Origin of the sequence: Streptomyces sp. NBC_00075, from assembly GCF_045041225.1 — a bacterium.
Lineage (GTDB): Bacteria > Actinomycetota > Actinomycetes > Streptomycetales > Streptomycetaceae > Streptomyces > Streptomyces adonidis.
The window spans coordinates 185693-210435 of record NZ_CP108243.1 but is presented as its reverse complement, the minus strand read 5'-3'; the positions used below and the strand labels follow the sequence as shown (position 1 = coordinate 210435).

At 71.2% G+C, this 24743-nt stretch carries 20 protein-coding genes; 11 read left to right on the top strand and 9 right to left on the bottom strand.

Annotation, left to right across the window (positions count from 1 at the left end; translation table 11 throughout):
• Positions 1 to 181 precede the first annotated feature (181 nt).
• The 11 genes from OG787_RS00955 (at position 182) to OG787_RS00905 (ending at position 14792) form a co-directional block, all read left to right on the top strand.
• On the top strand, positions 182 to 3100 hold the full coding sequence (locus OG787_RS00955) for an aminotransferase (RefSeq protein ID WP_405533979.1): 2919 nt from the start codon (positions 182 to 184) through the stop codon (positions 3098 to 3100).
• 6 nt (positions 3101 to 3106) lie between these two features.
• Positions 3107 to 4129 (top strand): LacI family DNA-binding transcriptional regulator, encoded by a 1023-nt coding sequence (locus OG787_RS00950; RefSeq protein WP_369033404.1) that lies wholly within the window; start codon positions 3107 to 3109, stop codon positions 4127 to 4129.
• A 105-nt stretch (positions 4130 to 4234) separates the two neighbouring features.
• On the top strand, positions 4235 to 5833 hold the full coding sequence (locus OG787_RS00945) for an ABC transporter substrate-binding protein (protein WP_405533978.1): 1599 nt from the start codon (positions 4235 to 4237) through the stop codon (positions 5831 to 5833).
• 6 nt (positions 5834 to 5839) lie between these two features.
• Positions 5840 to 6811, top strand: a complete 972-nt coding sequence (locus OG787_RS00940; RefSeq protein WP_405533977.1) for an ABC transporter permease — start codon at positions 5840 to 5842, stop codon at positions 6809 to 6811.
• On the top strand, positions 6808 to 7962 hold the full coding sequence (locus OG787_RS00935; RefSeq protein WP_405533976.1) for an ABC transporter permease subunit: 1155 nt from the start codon (positions 6808 to 6810) through the stop codon (positions 7960 to 7962). Before OG787_RS00940 ends, OG787_RS00935 begins: the two co-directional genes overlap by 4 nt.
• Positions 7959 to 8945, top strand: a complete 987-nt coding sequence (locus OG787_RS00930) for an ABC transporter ATP-binding protein (protein ID WP_405533975.1) — start codon at positions 7959 to 7961, stop codon at positions 8943 to 8945. The genes OG787_RS00935 and OG787_RS00930 overlap by 4 nt, the downstream gene beginning before the upstream one ends.
• A complete protein-coding gene (locus OG787_RS00925; RefSeq protein WP_405533974.1) occupies positions 8942 to 9664 on the top strand; it encodes an ABC transporter ATP-binding protein in 723 nt (240 codons plus the stop codon). Before OG787_RS00930 ends, OG787_RS00925 begins: the two co-directional genes overlap by 4 nt.
• Complete coding sequence (locus OG787_RS00920; RefSeq protein WP_405533973.1) at positions 9661 to 10695, top strand: P1 family peptidase; 1035 nt, start codon at positions 9661 to 9663, stop codon at positions 10693 to 10695. The genes OG787_RS00925 and OG787_RS00920 overlap by 4 nt, the downstream gene beginning before the upstream one ends.
• Positions 10665 to 11765 (top strand): C45 family autoproteolytic acyltransferase/hydolase, encoded by a 1101-nt coding sequence (locus OG787_RS00915; protein ID WP_405533972.1) that lies wholly within the window; start codon positions 10665 to 10667, stop codon positions 11763 to 11765. The genes OG787_RS00920 and OG787_RS00915 overlap by 31 nt, the downstream gene beginning before the upstream one ends.
• Positions 11750 to 13525: an MOSC domain-containing protein gene (locus tag OG787_RS00910; RefSeq protein ID WP_405533971.1), complete on the top strand. Its 1776-nt coding sequence runs from the start codon at positions 11750 to 11752 to the stop codon at positions 13523 to 13525. The genes OG787_RS00915 and OG787_RS00910 overlap by 16 nt, the downstream gene beginning before the upstream one ends.
• Before the next feature lie 64 nt (positions 13526 to 13589).
• A complete protein-coding gene (locus OG787_RS00905; protein WP_369033413.1) occupies positions 13590 to 14792 on the top strand; it encodes a MalY/PatB family protein in 1203 nt (400 codons plus the stop codon).
• 46 nt (positions 14793 to 14838) lie between these two features.
• Here the strand turns inward: OG787_RS00905 and OG787_RS00900 are convergent, their stop codons facing one another.
• The 9 genes from OG787_RS00900 to OG787_RS00860 all read right to left on the bottom strand — a co-directional run bounded on the left by OG787_RS00900 (position 14839) and on the right by OG787_RS00860 (position 24666).
• Entirely contained in the window at positions 14839 to 14994 is a 156-nt protein-coding gene (locus tag OG787_RS00900; RefSeq protein ID WP_369033414.1) for a hypothetical protein, read from the bottom strand.
• A 505-nt stretch (positions 14995 to 15499) separates the two neighbouring features.
• The gene (locus OG787_RS00895; protein ID WP_405533970.1) at positions 15500 to 16219 is read right to left on the bottom strand and encodes an alpha/beta fold hydrolase; all 720 of its coding nucleotides are present in this window, start codon (positions 16217 to 16219) and stop codon (positions 15500 to 15502) included.
• A 167-nt stretch (positions 16220 to 16386) separates the two neighbouring features.
• Positions 16387 to 17568 (bottom strand): cytochrome P450, encoded by a 1182-nt coding sequence (locus OG787_RS00890; RefSeq protein WP_405533969.1) that lies wholly within the window; start codon positions 17566 to 17568, stop codon positions 16387 to 16389.
• Between the two features lie 59 nt (positions 17569 to 17627).
• Entirely contained in the window at positions 17628 to 18731 is a 1104-nt protein-coding gene (locus OG787_RS00885) for an NAD(P)/FAD-dependent oxidoreductase (RefSeq protein ID WP_405533968.1), read from the bottom strand.
• Entirely contained in the window at positions 18728 to 18922 is a 195-nt protein-coding gene (locus OG787_RS00880) for a ferredoxin (RefSeq protein WP_369033418.1), read from the bottom strand. Before OG787_RS00880 ends, OG787_RS00885 begins: the two co-directional genes overlap by 4 nt.
• Before the next feature lie 90 nt (positions 18923 to 19012).
• A complete protein-coding gene (locus OG787_RS00875) occupies positions 19013 to 21286 on the bottom strand; it encodes an ATP-binding protein (RefSeq protein ID WP_405533967.1) in 2274 nt (757 codons plus the stop codon).
• 85 nt (positions 21287 to 21371) lie between these two features.
• Positions 21372 to 22223, bottom strand: a complete 852-nt coding sequence (locus OG787_RS00870; protein WP_369033420.1) for a carbohydrate ABC transporter permease — start codon at positions 22221 to 22223, stop codon at positions 21372 to 21374.
• Positions 22224 to 22232: 9 nt separating this feature from the next.
• On the bottom strand, positions 22233 to 23249 hold the full coding sequence (locus OG787_RS00865) for a carbohydrate ABC transporter permease (protein ID WP_369033438.1): 1017 nt from the start codon (positions 23247 to 23249) through the stop codon (positions 22233 to 22235).
• A gap of 73 nt (positions 23250 to 23322) precedes the next feature.
• A complete protein-coding gene (locus OG787_RS00860) occupies positions 23323 to 24666 on the bottom strand; it encodes a sugar ABC transporter substrate-binding protein (RefSeq protein ID WP_369033421.1) in 1344 nt (447 codons plus the stop codon).
• Positions 24667 to 24743 lie beyond the last annotated feature (77 nt).

Sequence of the window (24743 nt, the reverse complement as noted above, 5' to 3'; positions counted from 1 at the left end):
GGGGCGAGGTGAGGGTAGCCTTACCAACCCCAAACTTTCAATTTTTTTGAAATGTCCCCTGATGGTATTGACGCTCCGGGATGTCGGATCTACGTTTGCCGGAACGTTCCGGCATGCAAGTCACGCGCTATGCCGGAGACATCCACGGCAAGAGACACACGCAGGAGAAGCGGTGCCACCCATGGGTCTTCCCTCCGCCGACTGGCTCGTCGAGCCGATCGCCCCGGTCGACGAGGCCGACGTGCTCGCGCTGCTCGCCGAGCGGTTCGGGGTGCGTGGCGACGTCCAGTCACTGGGCAGCCAGCAGGACCAGAACTACCGGGTGCGCACCGACACCGCCGAACACGTCCTGAAGATCGCCAACCCGGCCACCGTCCCCGCCGCCCTCCGTGCACAGTGCGCGGCCATCGACGAACTGGCCACGGCACTCCCGGAGTTGAGGCTCCCGCGGGCCCGGCCCGGGGTCGACGGCGACCGGCTCCAGTGGCTCACCGTCGGCGGCTCGGAACTCGCCTGTCTGCTCCTGGACTTCGTTCCCGGCGAGCCGATCATGGACAGCCGCTACCTCGCCCCGTCGGTCGTCGCCCGGCTCGGCGGCATCGCCGGACAGGTCGCCGCCGCCCTGGCCGGTCTCGACGCCGCCGAGCCGGACCGGGTCAGGCTGTGGGACCTGCGCAACGCGCTCCCGGTGGTCGAGACACTGGCCCCGCACCTGCCCGACCAGTTCCGCGCCCAGCGGGTGCTCCGTGCCGCCCGCGCCGCGCACGCCTTGGTCGAGCCGCACACCGACCGGCTGCCGGCCCAGGTCGTCCACGGCGACATCACCGACAACAACGTGGTCTGCGAGACCGCCCCCGACGGCCGCCCGCTGCCCGTCGGTGTGATCGACTTCGGCGACCTGGGCCTCGGCTGGACGGTCGCGGAACTGGCCGTCGCCTGCACCTCCGTCCTGCACCACCACGGGGCGGGCCCGACGTCCGTACTGCCCGCCGTGCGCGCCTTCCATGCGGAACGCCCGCTCGGCGACGACGAGATCGCCGTGCTCTGGCCGCTGGTCGTGCTGCGCGCGGCCGTCCTGGTGGTCAGCGGCCAGTACGACGTGCGGCTCGACCCGGACAACGACTACGCCTCGGCCGCGCTGGACCGCGAGTGGACGATGTTCGAGGTCGCGACCTCGGTCCCGGCGCAGGTGATGACGGCACAACTCCGGGACGCGCTGGGCCTGTCGGCGCCCCGCGCGCCGTTCACCGGCGACCGCTTGGTGCCCGAACTCCCCGACGCCGTACCGGCCCTCGATCTGTCCGTGCTCGCCGACGATCTGCACACCGGCCGCTGGCAGGACACCGACGTCGAACAAGCCCTCGCTGCCTCGCTGTTGACGGACCATCAGGCAGCCCGGACCCGGCACGGCGAGTACCGGCTGACCCGCACGACCGTCGACACCGAGACCCCGCCCGAGACCTGCGCGCTCGGCGTGGAGCTGTACGTCACCGGCCCGTTGGAGGTGCGGGCGCCCTGGGAGGGCACGCTGACCCGGGACGCCGACCGTGTGGTGACACTCCGTCAGGAAGACGGCCCGGACCTGATCCTGGACGGCCTCGACACCGGCCCCCTGCCTTCCGGCCCCGTCAAGCCCGGCCAACTGCTCGGTATCGTCGCCGATCACGACGGCCCGCACCGGCTGCACGTCCAGCTCTCCCGGCTCCCCGGCGTGCGCCCACCCCGCTTCGCCACCCCCGACCTCGCCGCCGGCTGGCTCGACGTGTGCCCGGACCCCACCGCACTCCTGCTCACCGCCGCTCCCGAACCTCCCGCCGGAGAACCGGAGTTGCTGGAGCGCCGCAACAACTCCCTCGCCACCGTCCAGGAGCACTACTACGAGGCCCCGCCTCGCATCGAACGCGGCTGGCGGCACCACCTGGTGGACACCCAGGCCCGCGGCTACCTCGACATGCTCAACAACGTGACCGTGCTCGGCCACGGCCACCCCGCCCTGAGCGACGCCGTCCACCGCCAGTGGCAGCGGCTCAACACCAACTCCCGTTTCCACTACGCCTCGGTGGTCGAGCTCTCCGAACGGCTCACCGCACTGCTCCCCGCCGAACTCGACACCGTGTTCCTGGTGAACAGCGGCTCCGAAGCCGTCGACCTCGCACTCAGGCTCGCTTGGGCGACGACCGGACGGCAGGACGTCGTCGCCGTGGAGGAGGCGTACCACGGCTGGACCTTCGCGAGCGACGCCGTCTCCACCTCCGTCGCCGACAACCCCAACGCCCTTTCCTCGCGCCCGGACTGGGTGCACACGGTCGCGGCGCCCAACACCTACCGGGGCCGCTACCGGGGCGAGGAGGCCTGGCGCTACGGCCCCGAGGCCGCCGCCCGGATCACCGAACTCGCCGCCGAGGGCCGCGCACCCGCCGCCTTCCTGTGCGAGCCGTACTACGGCAACGCCGGCGGCATGGCCCTGCCCGACGGTTACCTGAAGCAGGTCTACGAAGCCACCCGCGCCGCCGGAGGCCTCTGCATCGCCGACGAGGTGCAGGTCGGCTACGGCCGGCTCGGCACCCACTTCTGGGGCTTCGAGCAGCAGGGCGCCGTACCGGACGTCGTGACCGTCGCCAAGGCCATGGGCAACGGACACCCGCTCGGCGCGGTGATCACCCGACGCGAGATCGCCGACGCCTACCGCACCCAGGGCTACTTCTTCTCCTCCTCCGGCGGCAGCCCCGTCAGCTCGGTCGTCGGCCTGACCGTCCTCGACGTCCTGCGCGACGAGGGCCTCCAGGACAACGCCCTTGACGTGGGCGGCCACTTGAAGGAACGGCTCGTCGAACTCGCCGACCGGCACCCGCTGATCGGCGCCGTGCACGGCTCGGGCCTCTACCTGGGCGTGGAGTTCGTGCGCGACCGTACGACCCTGGAGCCCGCGACCGAGGAGACCGCCGCGATCTGCGAGCGGCTGCGCGAACTCGGCGTGATCATGCAGCCGACCTCCGACCGGCAGTGCGTGCTGAAGATCAAGCCGCCGCTGTGTCTGACCCGGGACAGCGCGGACGTGTTCGTCGCCGCTCTCGACGACGTCCTCACTCACGGTTGGTGACCCGCCATGTCGACCAGGATTCCTGACCTGCCCCCCGGGCCCGACGCGCCCACCATCGCCGACGTGGCCCGGGAAGCGGCGGTGTCCAAGACCACCGCGTCGGACGCGCTGCGCGGCCACGGCCGGGTGTCCGGGCCCACCCGCAGGGCGGTGCTGGAGGCGGCCGAGCGGCTCGGCTACGCGCCCAACCGCACCGCCCGCAGCCTGCGCACCTCGGTCACCGAGACCATCGCGCTGCACATCCCCGAGTTCCTGACCAGCGCCGAGTACTACATGTCGTTCGTCTTCGGCGTCGCCGAACAGGCCGCCCGCGCCGGACTCAACGTCACCCTGCTGTCCTCCGGACACCTCCCGCAGCGACGCGGCACGATCCCGCAGGTCGACGGCCTGGTGCTGTGCGACCCGATCGCCGAGGACCCGTTCGTCGAGCAGCTGATGAGCAGCGGACTGCCGGTCGTCACGGCCGAGCGGTACGTCGGCGACCGTGAGCCCACCGGGGTCGTACGCTCCGACCACGACGCGTCGATGACCGAACTCCTCGACCACCTCTACGCGTCCGGCGCCCGCCGCCCGGCGTTCGTCGCCTCGGACACCACCGGCGACTGGGCCCTCACCCTCCAGCGGACCCACGCCCGCTGGTGCGCCGAGCACGGCCTGCCCGAACTCGTCAGCAAGGAGCCGTTCGGCTCCCCGCCCCACGTGCTCCAGGCTGCCGTACGGCAACTGCTCACGCGGACGCCGGACATCGACGCGATCGTGTGCGCCGCGGACGGCGCCGCCGCGGCCGTACTGCCCGAACTGCGCGCCGCCGGACGCACGGTGGGCCAGGACCTGCTCCTCGCCTCCTGCGTCGACAGCTCCGCCATGCGCACGGCGGAACCCCCGATCACCGCGGTCGACCTACGGCCGCGGACCATGGGCGCCGAGTGCGCCCGGCTGCTCTGCGAGATCCTCTCCGGCGAGACGCCACGGGGGACCGTGCGTCCCCTTCCCATCGACCTCCACTTCCGCGCCTCCACCTCTGCGTAGGCGTTCTCCGAAAGCGTCACAGGAATCCCGTGTCACCCCAACCACCGGTTCTCTCACCGTAATTGCCGGAACGATCCGGCAAACTCTCCGAAAGGAGGAGCGAGAATGCGAAGATCAGCACTCCTCGTCGCCTGTTCCGCCGCTCTCTCGGCCGCCATGACATCCTGTTCCGCGCCTGCCACCACGGATGCGGGCACCGCCGGCAAGGCGTCGAAGTCCGGTTACCTCGCGGAATCCGACACCTCTCTGAAGGGCTCCGGACCGCTCACCGTCCAGCTCGACTACGACTCCGTGGAGGCCGGCGGTCTCGACCCGCAGACCGCCGCCACCGCCCGCTCCTGGTCGATCGAGTCCCTCGTCTACGAGCCCCTCGTCACCATCGATCCCAAGTTCGGTATCGAACCCCTGCTCGCCAGCTCCTGGAAGCAGCCGAATGCCACGACCTACGTCTTCACCCTCCGCAAGGGCGTGACCTTCTCCAACGGCCGCGCGCTCACCCCCGCCGACGTCGTCGGCAGCATCCAGCGCCTGCTGAAGTCCAAGGCCGCCTACGCCGCTCAGCTCGGCCCGGTGAAGTCCGTCAAGGCAACGGGCGCGGACCAGGTGACCGTCGAACTCACCAAGGCCTACACGCCGTTCCTCGCCGCGCTCGCCAACACCCCCGCCGCGATCCTCCCCATGAAGGAGATCGACGACGGCTCGCTCGACCCGCAGAAGGAAATGCTGGGCACCGGCCCGTTCGTGGTGAAGAACCACAAGCAGGACCAGTACTGGAACTTCACCCGCAACTCGTCCTACCGCGACACGAAGAACATCCGCATCAGCGATCTGAAGATCGAGATCGTGCCGCAGGAAGCCGCCCGGCTCGCCGCTCTGCGCAACGGCAGCGCGGCATTCGTGAACTTCAACAACGTCGACTCCATGGACCAGTTGACCGGCACGAAGAACGCCAAGGTCGTCAGCCAGACCAACAGCGACTTCTACTACCTGATCCAGAACTCGAAGAACCCCGACTCACCGCTCGCCGACGAGAAGATCAGATTCGCGCTGAACAGCGCCCTGAACCGGACCGAGATCGCCTCCGTCGCCCTCGGCGGCCAGTCCCAGCCCACCGGCGTCACCCCGAGCGTCCTGCCCGGCGCCTGCGACCCCGCGAAGCTCCCCGCCACCACCGGCGACACCACCGCCCTGAAGAACATCGGCACCCTGCGCCTCGCCGTCTACACCTCCGAGCCCGCCGTCGGCCAGATCGCCCAGGTCATCCAGCAGCAGCTCGCCGCCGCCGGCGTCACCGTCAAGATCCAGAAGTACGACGACACCACCTACGGCGCCAAGGTGTTCGGCGCGAAGCCCGACTTCGACCTCGCCATCGGCTGGTTCGCCGGATACGTCGACGCCTCCATGGTGTCCCGCTGGTGGGACCCCGTCATCGCCGGCTTCTCCGGCACCTTCCTCAACGACGACAAGACCCTCGACGCCCTCATCGACAAGGCCGCGAGCGAGCCCGACGGCAGTACCCGCACCAAGACCCTCGCCGACCTGTGCGCCCGCGTCGACACCGCCGCCCAGATGCTGCCCCTGGTGACCCGCCCCTCCGTCATCGGCTACCGCACCGACCAGGTCAGCCCCACCCTGCGCTCCTCCGAGGGCTACGGCAACTTCCTGCGCGACCTCACCTCTTACACGCTCCCGGGCGCGAAGTAGCCGGCCATGGACCACATCCGCTGGCTCCTGGGCCGTACCGCCACCGCCGCCCTCACCCTCTTCGGCGCCTCGGTGCTGATCTTCGCGGCGGTCCGCGCCATGCCCGGCAGCTACACCGACCTCGTCCTCGGCCCGCTCGCGAGCCGTGCCGAGAAGGCGGAGGCCGCGGCCCGCTTCGGCCTCGACCGGCCGGTCGTCGAGCAGTACGGATACTGGCTGCGCAACGCAGTCCAGGGAGACTTCGGCACCTCGCTCGCCGCCCGTACCCCGGTCGCCGCCGAGTTCGGCGACCGCCTCCCGGTCACCGTCACCCTCACCGTGCTCGCCCTCCTCCTCACCGTCGCCGTCGGCGTCCCGCTCGGCGTGTACACCGGCACCCGGGACGGCGGCGGACGCGGGGGAGTGCCGGGCCGGCTGGTCAGCGCCTTCGGTATGAGCCTGCCGGAGTTCGTCCTCGGCAGCCTGGTGGTGTTCCTGTTCACCCGGTACAGCCTGGGCCTGACCGTCGGGACGTACGTCCCCTGGTCCCAGGACCCGCTCGGCTCCGTCGGCTCCCTGATCCTGCCCGCCTGCGTCCTCGCCGTGTTCTGCGTCGCCGCGACCGCCCGCACGACCCGTGACGCGGTGCTCGGCGTGCTCGTCGAACCCCACATCGCGGCGGCGGTCGCCCGTGGCGAACCGAAGGGATTCATCGTGCGCCACCACGTCCTGCGCAACGCGGCGGTCCCCGTCCTCACCCTGGTGGCCACCCTCAGCGCCTACCTCCTCGGCGGCACGGTCATCGTGGAGCGCCTCTTCAACGTCCCCGGCCTCGGCTCGTACCTCGTCGACGGCCTCGACCGCCGCGACTACGCGGTGATCCAGGCGGGCGTGCTCCTCGCGGCGACCGTGTTCATCACCACCAACCTGCTGGTGGACCTGGTCAGCGGGCTGCTCGACCCGAGGATCGGCACGGTCGGAAAGGAGGCGAGGGGATGAGGAGGAAGGAACTCCGGCCCCGTCCGACCCGGAACCCGGAGACCGACCTGGCCGCGCGGACCGCAGGGACGGCGGTTCCGGGCGGCGGGTCGGCTGCGCCGGATGTCGATCTGGCGGTTCCGGGCGGCGGGTCGGCTGCGCCGGATGTCGATCTGGCAGTTCCGGGCGGCGAGTTGGCCGCGCCGAGCGCCGACCCGACGGGCCGGGGCCCCGAGCCGCCCGCACCGAACGCCGACCCGACGGCCCCGGGCCCCGAGTCGCCCGCCCCGAAGTCCGGCGTGACCGCCGCAGGCGGATCCCTCCCTCGGCGTATCCGCCGCGCGGCAGCCATGCGCGGCTACGACGGCCTCTTCCGCACCGCCCTGTGGGTGCTCGTCGCCCTCGTCCTCGTCACCCTCGTCGGACAGCTCGCCGGCATCGGAGGCCGCCCCGACGCCATCGTCGGCCCGCGCCTGCAACCCCCGGCCGCGAGCTGGCCCCTCGGCACCGACAACCTCGGCCGCTCCCTGCTTCCCCGGCTGTTCCAGGGCGTCGGCACCACGCTCCTGCTGTCCGCCCTCGCCGTCACCTGCACGGCGGTCATCAGCACGGCCCTCGGTGTCCTCGCCGGCTACCGGGGCGGCCGTACCGCCGAGATGATCCTGCGGATCGGGGACGTGCTGTACGCCTTCCCCGCCATCGTCCTCGCCGTCCTGGTCGCCGCCGTCCTCGGCCCCGGCCGTACGGCCGCCCTCGCCGCGATCGTCCTGGTGACCGTCCCGCTGATGACCCGCATGGTCGGCATCGCCGCCCGCGCGGTCGCCCGCCGCGAGTTCGTCACCGCCGCCCGGATCAGCGGCGTCCGCGCCCCGATGATCATGCTCCGGCACATCCTGCCCAACGTCGCCGGCACCGTCGCCGTCCAGGGCACCTACGCCCTGTCCGTCGGCATCCTCGTCGAGGGCGGCCTCAGCTTCCTCGGCTACGGCGTCCAACTCCCGGACGCCTCCCTCGGGTTGCTCATCCAGGAGGGCGGCCTCTACATGGTCGGCGCGCCCTGGCTGATCATCGCCCCTGGAGTCGTCCTGATCGCCGCCATCATGGCCGTCAACCTCATCGGGGACAGCCTGCGCGACCGTTTCGAGCCCCGAGAGACGAGGTCGCTGGTATGACGACACCGTTGCTGGAGATCGAGGACGTCGTCGCCGAGTACCGCACCGGCAAGCGCGCCGTCCGCGCCCTCGACGGCGCCTCCCTCACCGTCCACCGCGGCGAGACCGTCGGCATCGTCGGCGAGTCAGGATCCGGCAAGTCCACCCTGGGCCTGCTCGTCGGTCGCCTGCTGCCGAAGGCCACCGTGTTCCCGCGCGGACGGGTCCTGCTCGACGGCGAGTCCGTGCTCGACATGCCGCCCGACCGACTCGCCCGACTCCGACGCGACCGGCTGGCGTTCGTCCCGCAGGACCCCGTCGGCGCCCTCGACCCGACCCTGCGCATCGGCCGCCAGCTGCGGCTGGCCCTGCGGGCCACCGAGGCGGACCCCGCCGCGCTCCTCGACGGCGTCCGCATCAACGACCCCGAACGCGTCCTGCGCCTCTACCCGCACGAGATCTCCGGCGGCATGGCCCAACGCGTCATCGTCGCCATGGCCATGGCCCGCAAACCGGACCTCCTGATCGCCGACGAACCCACCGCCGCCCTGGACACCCAGGTCCGCGAGGAAGTGCTGCGCCTGCTGTTCGGGCTCGCCGCCGAGAACGGCACCACCGTGCTGTGGCTCAGCCACGACCTCGGCGGAGTCGCCCGCCGGTGCGCGCGCATCGCGGTCATGTACGGCGGCCGTGTCGTCGAGGACGGAGCCACCGCCCAGGTCCTCACCGCACCCCGACACCCCTACACCGCAGCCCTGTCCGCCGCCGACCCCGCCCGCGCGAAGGACGGCACCAGGCTCCTCACCATCGGCGGCACCCCACCGGTCCTCACCGAGGACACCCCCGGCTGCGTCTTCTGCCCGCGCTGCCTCTCGGCCGCCGACGACTGCCGTACGACCCGCCCGGCACCCCGCACGGTCGAGGACCGGACGCTGCTGTGCCACCACCCGGCTACGGCAGCTACTGCATCGACCGCGCGACCGGCGAAGGAGGAGGTCCGATGAGCGAACCGGTCCTCGAACTGGACTCCGTGTCCGTCGTGTTCAAGAAACTCACCGCGGTGAAGGACGTCAGCTTCAGCATCGCCGCCGGCGAGACCCTCGGCCTGGTCGGCGAGTCCGGCTCCGGCAAGACCACCACGGGCTCCGTCGCCCTCGGCCTGCGCCGCCCCACGTCCGGCGCCGTCCGCTTCCCGTACGGCGGCCGCCGCACCCGCGCCGGAGAGGTCCAGGCCGTCCTCCAGAACCCCCACTGGTCGCTCAACCCCCGTCTGACGGTGGCCGATTCGGTCGCCGAACCCCTCGCCGCCGCCCAGGGCGGCCGACTGCGCACCCACCACCCGGCGGTCCTGCGCATCCTCGACCAGGTCGGCCTGCCAGCCTCCTTCGCCGAACGGCTCCCGCACGAACTCTCCGGCGGCCAGCGCCAACGCGTCGCCATCGCCCGTGCGTTGATCACCCACCCCAAGTTCATCGTCCTCGACGAGGCCGTCAGCGCCCTCGACGTCTCCGTGCAGGCACAGATCCTCAACCTGGTCCACGACCTCCAGACCGAGCACGGCTTCGGCGCCCTGTTCATCTCCCACGACCTCGCCGCCGTGCGCTACCTCGCCCACCGGGTCGCGGTCATGCGCGCCGGGGAGATCGTCGAACTCGCCGACGCCCAGCGCTTCTACGCCACCCCGCAGCACCCCTACTCACGACAGCTCCTGGAGACGCTATGACGCTCACCGAGCACACGGCACCGGCCGCCCGGATCATCCCGCCACCGTCCTTCGGCCCGGCCAAGAGCAACGACGACTTCGACCTCGTCCCGCAGCCCAGCCCCGGCCGAGGCACCGTCGAGTTCGACTTCCCCGGCGTCGAGGTCGGCACCGCCCAGTACACGGAGGGCCCCACCGGCACCACCGTGGTCCATGTCCCGGCCGGCGCCCGCATGTTCATCGACGAGCGCGGCGGCGCCATCGGCCTCTCCTACGGCGACAAGCAGTACGCCCACGCCATCTGCCTCTCCGGCGGCTCCCTCTACGGGCTGGGCGCCTGCGCCGGCGTCGCCGACGAGCTGCGGGCCCGGGTGGACCACCAGGTCGGCTGGGACGCCCTCAAGTGCGTGTCGGGCGCGATCATCTACGACTTCGCCGCCCGCGGGAACGCCGTGGTCCCCGACGCGGCCCTCGGCCGGGCCGCCCTGCGCATGGCCTCGACGGACCGGGTCCCCGTGGGCCGGGCCGGGGCCGGGATCAGCGCCTCCGTCGGCAAGATCGACTACACCCGCTGCGAGTTCTCGGGCCAGGGCGCCGCCTTCCGGCAGATCGGCGACATCAGGATCCTCGCCGTGACCGTGGTCAACGCGGTCGGCGTGATCGTCGACCGCGACGGCACCGTGATCCGCGGCAACTACGACCCCGCCACCGGCACCCGCCGCCTGCCCCACCTCGACTACCAGGCCGCCTTCGCCGGCGACGGCCCCACCACCGCGCACGGCAACACCACCATCTCGGCGCTGATCACCAACGTACGGCTCGACGACCGGGCCCTGGAACAGTTCGGCAGACAGGTGCACGGCTCCATGAACCGGGGCATCCAGCCCTTCCACACCAACCTCGACGGCGACACCCTCTTCACCCTCACCACCGACGAGGTCGACCTGCCGACGACCCCCTCCCGGGTCGGCGCCCACGCCATCAACTCCGTGGGCCTCGGCGCCATCGCGGCCGAGGTGATGTGGGACGCGATCCTGAGCAGCGCCCGGTGATCGCCCGCCACCACACCGACACCGCCGACCCGGCGGAACGCGGCCACACCGTCGGCACCGCCGACCGGGCCCGCATACGCAGGAGCATCACCGAGTACCGGCGGCTCTTCGAAGCCGTACACGTCGATCCCGCGCTGCTGCCGTCGTACGGCGAACAGGCTGCCGAGGAGATACGGCGCTGGGCGCCCGCCCTGCACACCGAACTCGTCGCCCTGGCCCGGGGCGCGGGTGTGGAGCCGTGGCAGCTCGGGATGCTCAACGCGCGCACCGAGATCCTCGCGACCGTCGGCGCCACCGCCGACGGCGAGTGCACCACCGCCGTGTACGTCGGCGGCCCCGGCGCCCCGCACACCATCCAGACCTGGGACTGGCACGAGGAGTTCACCGACACCAAGAACCTGGTCCGGCACCCCACCGGCCGGACCGGTGAGGTGCGGACCTTCACAGAGGCCGGCATCCTCGGCAAGATCGGCCTCAACTCGGCAGGTCTCGGGCTGCACTTCAACATCCTCAGCCACACCGCCGACGGTGCGCGCATCGGCGTCCCGGTGCACATCGTGGCCCGCAGGATCCTCGACGAGGCCGCCACCCTCGCCGAGGCCGTCGACATCGCCCGGTCGGCGGACGTCTCGGCGTCCACCGTGCTGACGGTCGTCGCCCACGACGGACGGCACGGCGACGCCGTGTGCGTCGAACTCAGCCCGGCCGGAACCGCCGTACTGCCCCCGGACAGCGACGGATACCTCCTGCACACCAACCACTTCCTCGATCCCCGCCTCGCCGCCGGGGAGCTGGCCGCACCCACCGCCGGGACCTACGCCCGGCTCGAACACCTCGCCGCCCGGCGGAAGTTGCTCGCCTCGCCCGATCCGGCCCGCTGGACCGAGCTGCTCGACGTCCACGAGAGCGACGGCGCCCCGGTGTGCTGCCATCCGCAGCAGGGGCTGACGTTCCACCAGCAGTGGCGCACACTCCTCACGGTCCGGCTGGACCTGGCGGAGGGCCGACTGAGCTGTCACGACGGCGGTCCCTGCACGGCGGGGGAGGAGTCGGCGTGGGAGCACTTCTGACGGCCCTGTACCGGTACCCCGTCAAGGGACTGCCTGGCCAACCGCTGTCCCATACCGAGCTGACGGCAGGTCAAGGACTCCCGCTGGACCGTGCCTTCGGCCTCTCCGAGGACGCGGTGCCGGTCAAGGCGAACGCGAGCGGCTGGATCTCCAGCGAGGTCCTGCTGCGCCTGCGCAAGCACGCCGAACTCGGCGCCTACGGACTGACGTCGGAGCCGGACGCCCTGCGCCTCACCGCCCCCGACGGCCGTGAGCTGCGGATCGCCCTGGACGGCGGCGACCTGAGGGAGACCGACGAGCGGATCCGTGACCTGCTCGGGCCGGTCCGCCTGGAGCGCCCCGGCGCCGCACTGTGGGACTGGCCCGACGCACCCCTCTCTGTCATCAACCTCGACACGGTGGAGGCACTTTCGCAGGCGGCCGGAGTACCGGTCGATCCCCTCCGCTTCCGGGCCAACCTCTACGTCTCCGGCCTCGGCGCCTGGCACGAGCTGGAGTTGCCCGGACATCGGGTCCAACTCGGCGCGGCGGAACTGGAGTTCACGTTCCCGACCGAGCGCTGCCGCGCCACCACCGTCCGCCCCGGAACGCGGGTGCGAGACCTGAACGTCCCGGCGCTGCTGGCCTCACGCTTCGGGCACCTGTACTGCGGGGTGTACGCCCGGGTCGTACGCGGGGGCCGGATCGAGGTGGGGGACCGGCTCGTGCACCGGGGGAACGCACCCGCGATGCCTCGGTACGCCGCCCGCCTGGCAGAACCCGGCCGTCCCCGGTGGGCCGAACTGATCGGGCGGACCGAGGAGAGCCCCACCGTCACGACCTTCGCCTTCCGCGACCCCGCCGGGGCCAGGTGCCGCCCCGGCCAGCACCTCCGCCTCCATCTCACGGACGAGGAAGGCCCGTTGTGGCGCTGCTACACCCTCACGGGGGCGGCCGAGACCGAAGTGCGCATCAGCGTCAAACGGATCGCTGACGGTCGTATGTCACCCTGGCTGCACGCCCTGCCGCTCGGCTCCCGCGTGCTCCTGTCCGGCCCGTACGGCACCGAGCTGACGACCGACGCCTCCTCCGACCGCCCGCTCCTGCTCGCGGTGGCGGGCATCGGCATCACCCCCGTGCTCCCCATCCTCCGCACCCTGCTGGACACCGCCCCCGAGCGCCCGGTCACCGTGCTGAACGTCGTCCGCAGCAGCGCCGAGACCCCGCTGTGGGAACCGGTGCTCGAACTCCTCGCGAAACTGCCTCACTCGACAGCACGGCTGTACGTCACCGACCCCGGGGCCGAACTGCCGTACGGCGCGAGACCCGGCCGTCCCACCGGAGCGGACCTGCGTGAACTGGCGGCGGACGGGACGGTGGAGGCGTACCTCTGCGGCCCGCCCGGCTTCGTCGACAAGGTGCGCAACGCGTTGCTGTCCGCAGGCGTCCCGGGCGACGCCGTCACCGACGAGCGCTTCCTGTCACCGCGCCCGGTGGCCCTCGACGAACGGCCACCGCCCGAGCCCGGCCCGTTCACCGTGGAGTTCACGGCGAGCGGCACGCGTGCCACCTGGACCGCGGACACCGGCACGCTCCTCGACACGGCCGAAGCCGAGGGCATCAAGCTGCCCTCGGCCTGCCGCGCCGGAGCCTGCGGAAGCTGCCGCCAGCGGATCACCGGCAAGGTCGCCCACCTCAGCGAACCGGCCGTACCACTGGACACCGGCCAGGCGCTGCTGTGCTGCGCCGTGCCGGTCGGCGACATGGAGGTGCATGCGTGAGCGCGAGCGGGTCGGGACCGAAAGACGTGGATTTCGTTCAGACCCCTTCGCGTATTTTGGCCGCATGGACACCTCTCCGCGAGAAACTCCTGTCCCCGACGGCTCGAACCCGCTGCGCAGCCTCTCCCTGGAACAGCTGAGGAAGCGGACGAGCATGAAGTGGCGCACCTACCCGGACGACGTACTGCCGTTGTGGGTGGCCGAGATGGACGTGCCGCTGGCCGAGCCGGTCGCGCGGGCGATCACCGACGCGGTGGCGCTCGGGGACACCGGATATCCGGCAGGCACGGGATACGCCGAGGCGCTCGCGGAGTTCGCGAGCAAGCGGTGGGGCTGGGACGGCCTCGCGGTGGAGCGTACGGCGATCGTGCCCGATGTGATGCTGGGCATCGTCGAGATGCTCAAGCTGGTCTCGGGGCCGGGCGATCCTGTGATCGTCAACTCGCCTGTGTATCCGCCGTTCTACCAGTTCGTCGGGAACATGGGCAGACCGATCCTGGAAGCCCCGTTGGGCCCGGACTTCCGGATCGACTTCGCGGCGCTGGAGGAGGCGTTCGGGCGTGCCGCGAAGGGTGGTGATCGGCCCGTGTACCTACTGTGCAGCCCGCACAACCCGACCGGTACGGTGCACACCGCCACCGAGCTGGCGGATGCCGCGCGACTGGCCCGGACGTACGGTGTGCGCGTTGTGGCGGACGAGATCCACGCACCGCTCCTGGCCGGAGGCGTGCGGTTCGTCCCGTACCTGACCGTGCCGGGCGCCGAGGACGGCCTGTCGCTGATGTCGGCGTCGAAGGCCTGGAACCTCGCGGGACTCAAGGCCGCCCTCGCCGTCGCCGGCCCCGGCGCGTCGGACGACCTGGCCCGCATTCCCGAAGAGGTCAGCCACGGCCCCAGCCACGTCGGCGTCCTCGCCCACACGGCCGCCCTGCGGGACGGCGGGGACTGGCTCGACGCCTTGCTCGCGGCCCTAGACGACAACCGCCGTCTGCTGGCCGACCTGTTGGCCGAGCACCTCCCGGCCGTGCGCTACGAACCGGCCCAGGGCACGTACCTGGCGTGGCTGGACTGTCGAGCGCTGGACCTCCCCGCAGACCCGGCGACCGTATTCCTGGAGCGCGGCCGGGTCGCCCTCAACTCCGGGACGGGCTTCGGCACCGGGGGAGCGGGCTTCGTACGAATGAACCTGGCGACCTCCCCGGGGCTGATCACGGAGGCGGTCCGCCGGATGGTCGTGGCCCTCCTCGACGGCGGGGGCGCTGCCTGACCATTTGGCGGTGCCCCCGCGCCGCACCCCGAACTATGACGCCGAATCAGGTCGGGTCTGTCTCCAGGTCTTCTCGCGTGGCCAGCTCGCCGGCTGCCCACATCTCGCGGGCGCGTTGCAGGCAGTCCTCCTCGGACTCCACGTCGTCCGCCGGCTGAAGACCGATCCTGTTGTTGATGTCGTCCGCGTCGCCCATCGCCACGGCGAACTCGTGGCCCAGCCTCCTCCTGACCTGACCGTCTCGCTCAGCTCAACGTCAGGTGCACGAGATCGATCTCCTGGCCCCGAGCCCGCGCGAAGCAATGGGTGCGCCCGGTCACGACGAAGCCGCACTTCTCCAGGACCCGGATGGACCCGGCGTTGTCAGCGGCGGCGTCGGCGTGCTGCGGGCGGGTCGCCTCCAGCTTGATCAGCTCAGCGAGCGTCCGGGAGGCGATGCCTCGACCCAGTGGGACCGCCCGACGACATAGGTGACCTCCCGCTCGGAGGGCGAACCGAACACCGCGGTATGGCCTGCTGCAATTCGGGGTCCGTCAACTGCTCCCAGAAGACCGGCAAGTCGCTGTCCTGAAGTTCCCGCAGGGATATCTCCATGGCTGTGGTGTCAGCCTCCGCAAGATCGCTGCCGAAGTGGTCGGCTCAGCCTGGGGCCACCTCCCAGCCACGGGACACCCTTTAGGTCGGCCGCGGCCCCGCTGTTCGGCCGATCAGTCGGCGGCGAGCCCCAACAGGATCTCGGCCACCGCCGTCGGTGCGGTCACCATCAGGTCGTGGCCGGAATCGACCACCCACGTCCGCTCGTTGCCGGCCAGCGCCTCCGAGGTGCCGGGCGGGGCCATGGACAAGGACGACGTGGTGTGGACCTCGGTGCGGGGGATCCGGGTCAGGGCCGTGGGGTCCTTCAGCCGCAGTGGCTGCTCGAAGCACTTCCACGGATGCGGCGTGAGCCTGTCCCACATCCACGCGACGTCCTCGGGCTCGGTGATCCCGTAGTACTTGACGGCGTCGGAGTCGGGCCACAGCACCAGTTCCACACCGTCCACCACGCGGGACCCGGCCCGGGCCGCGGCCATGAGCTCGCCGGCCACCTGGACGAGGGACTGCTCGTTCTCGGGAATCGCGGCGTCGAGGTAGACGAGGTGGGCGATCCGCTCGGCTGCCCGGTCGGCGACTCCGGTGATGACCATCCCGCCGTAGCTGTGCCCCACCAGGATCACATCGGTGCAGTCCTCGTACCGCAGAACACTCACGACGTCCGTGATGTGGGTGTCCAGATCGATGTCCGGGCGCAGCAGATGGGCGCGCTCGCCCAGGCCGGTCAGCGTCGGCGTGTACACCTCGTGCCCCGCCGCCCGCAGCAGTGGCGTCAGTCGCTGCCAGCACCAGCCGCCGTGGCCGCCACCGTGTACCAGGACGTACGTCGCCATCTCTGCCCTCGCTCCCCGTCGAACAACGGGCACTCGCCCGGGCGCCCTCATCAAAGCACACCGACGAGAATCGGGATAGGCGTGATTGAGATCGCCATTCTTGACTGTCTGTCAGGGATTGCGGAAATGCTCACCCGGTCATCTCCGGGTGGGCATCGGTCCGCTTGTCAGGAGACCCGTACCGGCAGACTCCGGAAGCCCCGGGTGATTTTGTTGAGGGCGCGGACCGGCTCACCGGTCAGCTCGATGCGCTGCACGCGGGCGGCCAAAGCCTTGAGGACGGCGTGGACTTCGAGGCGGGCCAGGCCCTGGCCCGCGCAGCCGTGGTTGCCGTAGCCGAAGGCGAGGTGGTCGACCGGGTTGCGGGTGACGTCGAAGCGGTCGGGGTCGGGGAAGTGCCGCTCGTCGCGGTTGGCGGCGCCGTAACTGTGCAGGACCCGGGCGCCGGACGGGATGACGACTCCCTCGCCGAGATCGACCTCACGGGTGGTGACCCGGGAGAAGACCTGGATGGGGCTCTCCACACGGACGATCTCGTTGAACGCGGAGGGCACCAGCGACGGGTCCGCGCGCAGCAGGTCCCACTGCTCGGGGTGACGGGCGAACAGCCACATGCCGCTGGAGATCGCCGAGATGGTGGTGTCGAACGCGGCCACCACATAGCCGGCGAGCAGACCGATCGCGCCCTCGACGGGGATCCGGCCCGCCTTGTGGGCCTCGATCATGGTCCAGCCGAAGCCGCCCGGGACGAGGTTCTCCTTCGTCACGACCTCGGCGAGAAAACCCATCAGCGCCTCGACCTTCGGCACGGCCGCCGCCGTACGCGGGCAGACCGGCCCGGAGGAGTCGAACCATCCGGCGGCCATGTCGAGCAACTGGTCGCGGCCCTCCTGCGGCCAGCCGATCAGATCCATGATCACGTGGACCGGAAGGTCCTGCGCGAGGTCGGTGACGGCGTCGAAGGTCCCCAACGCCACCAAGGCGTCCACCAGTTGCTCGGCACGCTGGTCGATGCCCTCGGCGACCGGTCGCAGCGCACGCGGGGAGAGCCGGTCGGTGAACAGCTTGCGCTGCTGGGTCTGCGCGGGCGGATCCATGTTGATCAGAGCGCTGGCCCAGGCCTCGTTGAAGCCGGGGTTGAGGCCGATGCCCTGCCCGGAGGAGAAGGTCTCCCAGTCGCCGAGAGCCGAACGCACCTGGTCGTAGCGGGAGATGAACCACAGGCCGTGTCGGCTCAGATGCACGGCAGGACCCAGATCGCGCAGCGCCTTGTACTGCGGGTACGGGTCGGCGAGCGCCTCGTCGCTGAACAGGTCGACGTCGGAGGACAGGGGAGTGGCGGTGGTCATGACGATCTCCTTTGACCGTGGGCTGAGATGGGCCGAGATGGGGTGGGCGGCAGAAGGCGTTACGCGGCGAGCGCGCGCAAACGGGCCACGGGAATACGGTGATTGAGGGCGGCGGCCACCGGGCGGGACGCGTGGTCCCAGCGCAGGAGCGCGGACAGGTCGGAGAGCGAGCCCTTCAGTACGGTGGGTTCCCCGGCGGCCGGCAGGGTCCCGGCGAGCTTGACCGCCAGACCGAACGCCTCGGTCCAGAAGTACGGTTGAGGTGTGTACGGCGGTCCTCCGTCGCCGTGCAGCAGCGCGGCGGCACCGGCCCTGGCCTGGCCGATCGCGCTGTCCCAGTGCGGCGTGCGCCGGAAGCGCCCGTCGCCGGTGGGGAATGCGGCGACATCGCCGACGGCGACGACGTCCGGGGCACCGGCCCGGCAGTGCTCGTCGACCACGACCCCGCCGAGCAGGGACAGTCCGGAGCCCTCAAGCCACTCGATGTTGGGGCGGCAGCCGACGGCGGTGACGACGAGATCGGCCTCCAGCCGTCTGCCGTCGGCGAGTTGAGCGCCGTACGGCATCGGGGTGACGCCGCCGGGGGAGACGACGGTCCGTACGCCGTGTTCCCGCGCGGCCCGTTCGAACAGCCCGGCCAGGTAGGGCCCCAGCGTGGCCACGAAGGGTGCCTGGAGGTCGACGACGGTGACGTCGAGCCCGAGTCCGGCGGCGACGGAGGCGATCTCCATCCCGAGGAAGCCGCCGCCGATCACCAACAGGTTCCGGGCCCGGGCGAGTTCGGCGCGCAGGCGCAGGGCGTCGTCCAGGGTGCGCAGGACGAGCCCGTGCTCGCCCAGCGTGCGGGCCCGCGCACCGGTGGCGATCACGAGTCTGTCGTACGGGATCTCCTCGCCGCCCTCGACCCGCACCCGACGGGCGTCCAGGTCCAGGCCGGTCGCCCGGGTTCCGGTCAGGACGTCGACGTCTCCGCCGAGCGCGGGCAACGCGACCGATGCGGCGTCCTCCGTGCCCTTCAGCACGCCCTTGGACAGCGGCGGCCGGGTGTACGCCTCCCGGGGCTCGTCCCCGACGAGCGTGATCGCCCCGTCCCAGCCCTGGCGCCGCAACTCGTCGACGGCCGTCACTCCGGCCAGCGAACCGCCGACCACGACCGCCCTCATCGGCCGACCCTCAGCGCCGCCACGGGACAGGCCCGGGTCGCCGCCTCGGCCTTCTCGGCCAGCTCGCCGGGGATCTCGTCCAGCAGGACGGTCACGACCCCGTCGTCGTCGAGCCCGAAGACCTCGGGCGCGGCCTGTTCACAGAATCCGAAGCCGTCGCAGCGGCTCTCGTCCACGTCGATGTGCACCATGCGGCCACGATCGGCCCGGGGGCCCGCAGGGGCTATGGGTGGAACTACGGGGTAGGTACCTGGTTGCTCGCGGGGTGGGTACCCGGTCGCCTAAGGGGTGGGTACGTGGTGCTCCGTCACCCAGGCCGCGACCTGCGCCCGTGAGCCGAAGCCGAGCTTGGCCAGGATGTGCTCGACATGGCCGTCGACCGTACGGGGCGACAGGACCAGCGCGGCGGCGATCCGCCGGTTGCTCATCCCCTGGGCCACCAGCGCGGCCACCTCGCGTTCCCGACGGGTCAGCCGGCCCGCCCTGGGCGGGGGCGCCGGTTCCGGCGGGGCGTCGAGCGCGTACGCGATGGCCCGCGCCGGCCGGTCGTGCACGCCGCCCTCGGCGAGCGCCGCCTCGTACGCCGCCGTGCCCAGCGCCCGTACGACCGACCGCTCGCACCGGTCGTGCCGCTCGGCGAGATGAGGGCCGAAGGCGGCGATCGTGGTGCCGATGTGCTGCCACAGGGACCGGACGGAGCCCAGTAGCCGTGCGGCCCGCGCATGATCGCCCTGGGACGCGGTGATCCAGGCCAGCAGCTCCATCATCAGCGCGGTGCCGACGTAGTCGTTGAAGCCCTGCTGGATGTCGAGTCCGGCCCGGGTGAGCGCCGTACCGGAGTCGGCGTCGCCGTGCACCCAGGCGTCGTGGCCCAGGGCCCACAGTGCGTACGACCTGCTCCACCGTTCGCCGTGTTCCTCGGCGGTGGTCACGGCCAGGCGTCCGGTCCGCTCGGCGCGCGGATCGGCGGTGTGGGCCTGGGCGACGGCGAGCTGGAAGAGGGAGATCAGGGCGCCAGGACCGTCGCCCACCGCGTCGTGCGCGGCCACCGCCCGCTCGTACCAGGAAGCGGCCTCTTCCAGATGCCCTCGGAACAGCGCCGACGTTCCCCGGAAGCCCTGGACGTACGCGGACACCACGGGGTCGTCGAGCCGACGGCCCAGTTCTTCGGCCTCCGCCAGTGCCCGGTCCGCCGCCGGATGGTCGCCCTGGAGCAGCGCGGCCCAGGCGGCCACCCACAGCGCCTTGGCCCGGGCGGGGGTGGGATCCGGGGCCGCCGCCAAGGCACGCTCCAGCCACCGTCGGCCCTCGCCGAGGAAGCCGTCGGCGCACCAGTGGAAGCGCAGCGCGGCGGCCAGCGCCAGCGCGGACTGGGGGTCGCTCTGCTCCAGCGCGATGCGCAGGTTCCCGTGCTCGGCACGCAGCCGAGCCAGGCCTTCCTCCTGGCCGGGGCCGTACCAGCCGTCCGCGATCCGCTCGGCGAGGCCGCGGTGGAAGTCGCGGTGCAGCACGCGGACGCGGTTCCCCTCACCGGACTCGGCGAGCTTCTCCGCGCCGTACTGGCGGATGGTCTCCAGCAGCCAGTAGCGCGGCTGGCCCTCGCGTTCGGTGATGAGGACGACGGACTGGGCGACGAGACGGTCGAGGAGGTCGAGGACGTCTGCGCGGGAGATCCCGTCAGCACTGGCATCGTCCGCGCAGACGCCCTCGGCCGCGTCCAGGCCGAAGCCGCCGGCGAACACCGACAGCCGGTTCCACAGCAGCCGCTCGGCGGGGGTGCACAGCTCGTAGCTCCAGTCGATGAGCGCGCGCAGGGTGCGTTGCCGGGGGCGGGCGGCGCGGCTGCCGCCGGTGAGGAGGGCGAAGCGGTCCTCCAGGCGGTCCGTCACCTGGTCGACGGTGAGCGTACGCAGCCGGGCGGCGGCCAGCTCGATCGCCAGCGGCAGACCGTCGAGGCGGGTGCACAGGCGCGTCACGGCGGCCCGGTTGGCGTCGGTGACGTCGAACTCCGGACGGTGCGCGGCGGCCCGGTCGCGCAGCAGTTCGACGGCCTCGTCGGGCACCGACAGCGGAGCGACGGTGAAGACGTGCTCTCCGGCGAGGTCGAGGGTCTGCCGGCTGGTCGCCAGGACACGCAGGCCGGGGGCCGCCGACAGCAGCGCGTCCGCCAGTGCGGCGCAGGCGTCGACCAGGTGCTCGCAGTTGTCCAGCACGATCAGGCACTGGCGCTCGGCCAGATACGCCGTGAGCTGTTCGACGACGGGCCTGGCCGACAGATCGGGCATGCCGAGAGCGGTGGCGGTCACCTCGGCCACGGTCGCCGGATCCTGCACCGGGGACAGATCCACCAGCCACACCCCGTCGGCGAAAGCCTTGCGCGCCGTGGCCGCGACCTCCAGCGCCAGCCGCGTCTTGCCCACCCCGCCGACACCGGTCAGCGTCAGCAGACGGGCTTCGGCGAGGCGGCGGCGGATCTCCGCGATGTCCCGCCGCCGGCCGACGAACGTCGTGTAGGCCGTCGGCAGGTTCCCCGCTCGGGCGGGTGAGGTGGTCACGCGTCAACGCTAAGGAAACCTGTCGGTCGAGGGCAAGCTGTCGGGGCCACTGGGGGCAGCCGCCACGTCGTGAGGAACCCCCTGCTCAGCCCTTGACGGCGGAGCTCGCGACGCCCTGCACGAACCAGCGCTGGAAGAACGCGAAGACGACGAGGACGGGCAGCACGAGGAGGACGCCGAAGGCGAGGATCTGGCCCCAGTCCGGAGGCTGCTGACCCTGGAAGACGCTCATTTCGAGGGGGAGCGGGCGGACGGCGGGGTCGGAGACCATCAGGACCGGCCAGAGGAAGGAGCCCCACTGGGTGAGGAAGGTCAGGATCGCCACGGAAGCGAAGGCCGGCTTCGACATCGGCACGATGATCGCGAAGAAGGTGCGCCAGGGGCCCGCGCCGTCGAGGCGGGCCGCCTCTTCGATGCTCGGCGGGATCGAGCGGAAGAACGTGTGGAACTGGTAGACCGAGAAGGCGTTGGCGATGAACGGGATCGCCTGGATGTAGAGGGTGTTGCGCTGGTCGTTGAACATGTAGAAGAGCGGCACGGCCACCGACTCGAACGGGACCAGCATCAGCAGCAGGACGAGCGTGAACACGGCTTCCCGGCCCCGCCACTTGAGCCGTGACATGCCGTACGCGGCCATCGAGTTGACGAACAGACCGCCGGTCACGACCACGAACGCGACGAGCAGCGAGATGCCCATGAAGCGCCAGAAGTAGCCGGTGCTGTCGGAGTTCAGGGCGTCGAGGACGTTCGCGTAGTTGTCGAAGGACAGGTGGGTGGGGAGGAAACCGGACAGACCGTTCAGTACCTCGTCGGAGGGCTTGAGGCTGCCCAGCAACAAGTAGAGGACGGGCAGGACGAAGACGAAGGCCAGCACGCTGAGGACGGCGTAGTCGGTGAAGCGGCGCAGGCGGCGGTGGGGCGCGTGGGTCAGGGCCATGGTGGCGGGTCAGTCCTCGTGGTCGGGCCGGACGACGCGGCGCTGGATGAGGGTCAGGGCGACGACGATCAGGAAGAAGACGACGGTGATCGCGGACGCCTGGCCGATGTTGTTCTGGTCGAAGGCGGTGCTGACGGCCTGGTACATGACCGTGCGGGTGGCGTCCTCGTCGAGACCGCCGCCGTGGATGAGGACGTACACCTGGTCGAAGACCCGGAAGGACAGCACCGAGGTGAGCATGGCGACGAAGACGAGCGTGCCGCGGATACCGGGCAGCGTGACATGCCGGAACTGCTGCCAGGGCGTGGCGCGGTCGAGTTCGGCGGCCTCGTAGAGCTCGCCGGGGATCTGCTGGAGGCCGGCCAGCAGGATGACCATCTGGAAGCCGACGCCCTGCCACACCGACAGCACGATCACCGAGGCCATCGCGGTGGCCGTGTCGCCGAGCCAGTCGAAGGCACCCCAGTTGCCGAAACTCACCGCGTCCAACGCGGAGTTGAGCAGGCCCTGGTCGCTGCGGGCCAGGATGAGCCGCCAGATCACCGCGACCAGCGTCATGGGGAAGACGACCGGCATGAAGAACAGCGACCGGAACAGGCCGATCGCCTTCAGCTTGCGGTTGAGGAGGATCGCCAGCGCCAGCGCGAGGCCGGTCTGGAGGGGTACGACGACCACGGCGAACGTCAGGTTGTTCAGCAGCGCGCGCAGGAACGGGCCCGACAGGTCCGGGTCGGTGAACAGCCGCCGGTACTGCTCCAGGCCGAAGAACGAGGGGGCCAGGGGCGAGCCGAGGCGCACGTTGTAGAAGGAGAGGACGACGGCGTAGCCGAACGGGATGCCGACGAACGCGATGAGCCCGGCGACGGCGGGGGTGGACATCAGCAGTCCGTGCAACCAGTCGCGGTTCCTGGGCCCGGAACGCGTCGGGCGGGCGGTCTTCACGGCGGTCATGGGCGGGGTCTGCTCCCGGTCGGGGGCCGCGGCGGAGGAGGGGTGTGCGGGGTGTGCGGGTTCCACTGGGTCCACTGTTCTCACGGGTGGGTCCTGTTCCCGGCGCGGCGGGCAGCGTCTGCGCGTGCCCGCCGCGGCCGACACGGTCCTACGGGATCTGGTAACCGGCGTTGTCGGAGAAGTCCTGGTCGATGGCGCGGGCGGCCTTCTCCAGGGCGCTCTTCGGGTCGGCGCCGCCGTAGATCGAGTTCAGGGCCTCGCTGAACTTGGCGGTGATCGTGGGGTATCCGGCGGTGACCGGACGGGTCACGGCGACGCAGGACTCGGTGATGTCGCTGTCGCCGCAGGGCTTGGCGAGCTGGTCGGCGTAGAGCTGGAGCGGGCCGCCCTGCTTGTACAGCTCGCTCTTCGCCAGCGCCGTCCTCGTCGCGGGCACCGCCCCGTTGGCCGTCGTCATCGCGGTGACGTTGGTGTCGTCCAGGAGGGTGTCCAGGAACGTGCCGGCGGCCTTCGCGTTCTTGCTGTCGGCGCCGATGCCCCAGGCCCACGAACCCTGGCCGGTCTTGGGGCCGTTGCCGAAGTCGGGCAGCGGCAGCACGACGAGGTCGTCGCCGAGGGCCTCGCTGTAGGCCGGGTACATCCAGTGGCCGACCCAGCTCAGCGCCACCCTGCCCTTGGCGAAGGCGTTGCCGTCGGTGTTGGGATCGACGTACGTCTTCCACGACTGGAAGGTCTTCAGCGCCGAGACCACGGCCGAGGAGTCGAGTACGCCCTCCGCCTTGCCGTCCTTCAGCAGCGAACCTCCTGCCGACCAGACGATCGGGGCGAAGCCGTAGGTGCCCCACTCGGTGGCGAAGCCGTTGTTCTCCTGGACGTCGAGGGTCTTGCCGTCGGAGTCCTTGGCCTTGAGCGTCTTCAGCGCGGCCGTGAACTCGGCGGCCGTCCAGTCGTCCGACAGGCCCGTCGGGTACTTCACCCCGGCCGCGTCCAGCAACTTCTTGTTGCCGTAGATCCCGAGCCCGGAGTCGAACATGCCCAGGCCGTAGTGCTTGCCGTCGATCTTGCCCTGAGCCTTGCTCGCGTCGGTGGCGTTGCCCATGGTCTTGGCGGAGACGTAGTCGTCGATCGGGGCGAGCTTCTTGTTGTAGACGAAGTTCGCCATCGTCGGACCGTCGAACTCCATCACGTCCGGGAGATCGGAGGCGCTGGTCGCGGTGATGGTCTTGGTGTAGTCGGTCTCGGGTATCAGCTTCAGGTCGACCTTGATCGCGCTCTGCGAGGAGTTGAAGGACTTCACCGCGTTCTGTAGTGCGGCGGCCTCGCTCTTCTGGCCCTGGTGGGCCCAGACGCTGATGGTGCCCTTGCCGCTTCCGGCCTCGGCGGAAGCGTCGGTGCCGCTGCCGCCGCCACAGGCGGCCAGCGCCGCGAGGGGCAGGGCGAGGGCGAGGCCCGTACAGGCTGTACGGCGGAACCTTCTGCTGGTCGAGCTCATGGCTGTGCCTCCGTGCGGTGCGAGGGTTTTTGAAGTGCGCTGGTGCGGTGCAGTACGGCGTGGGGGAGCGGGGCCTT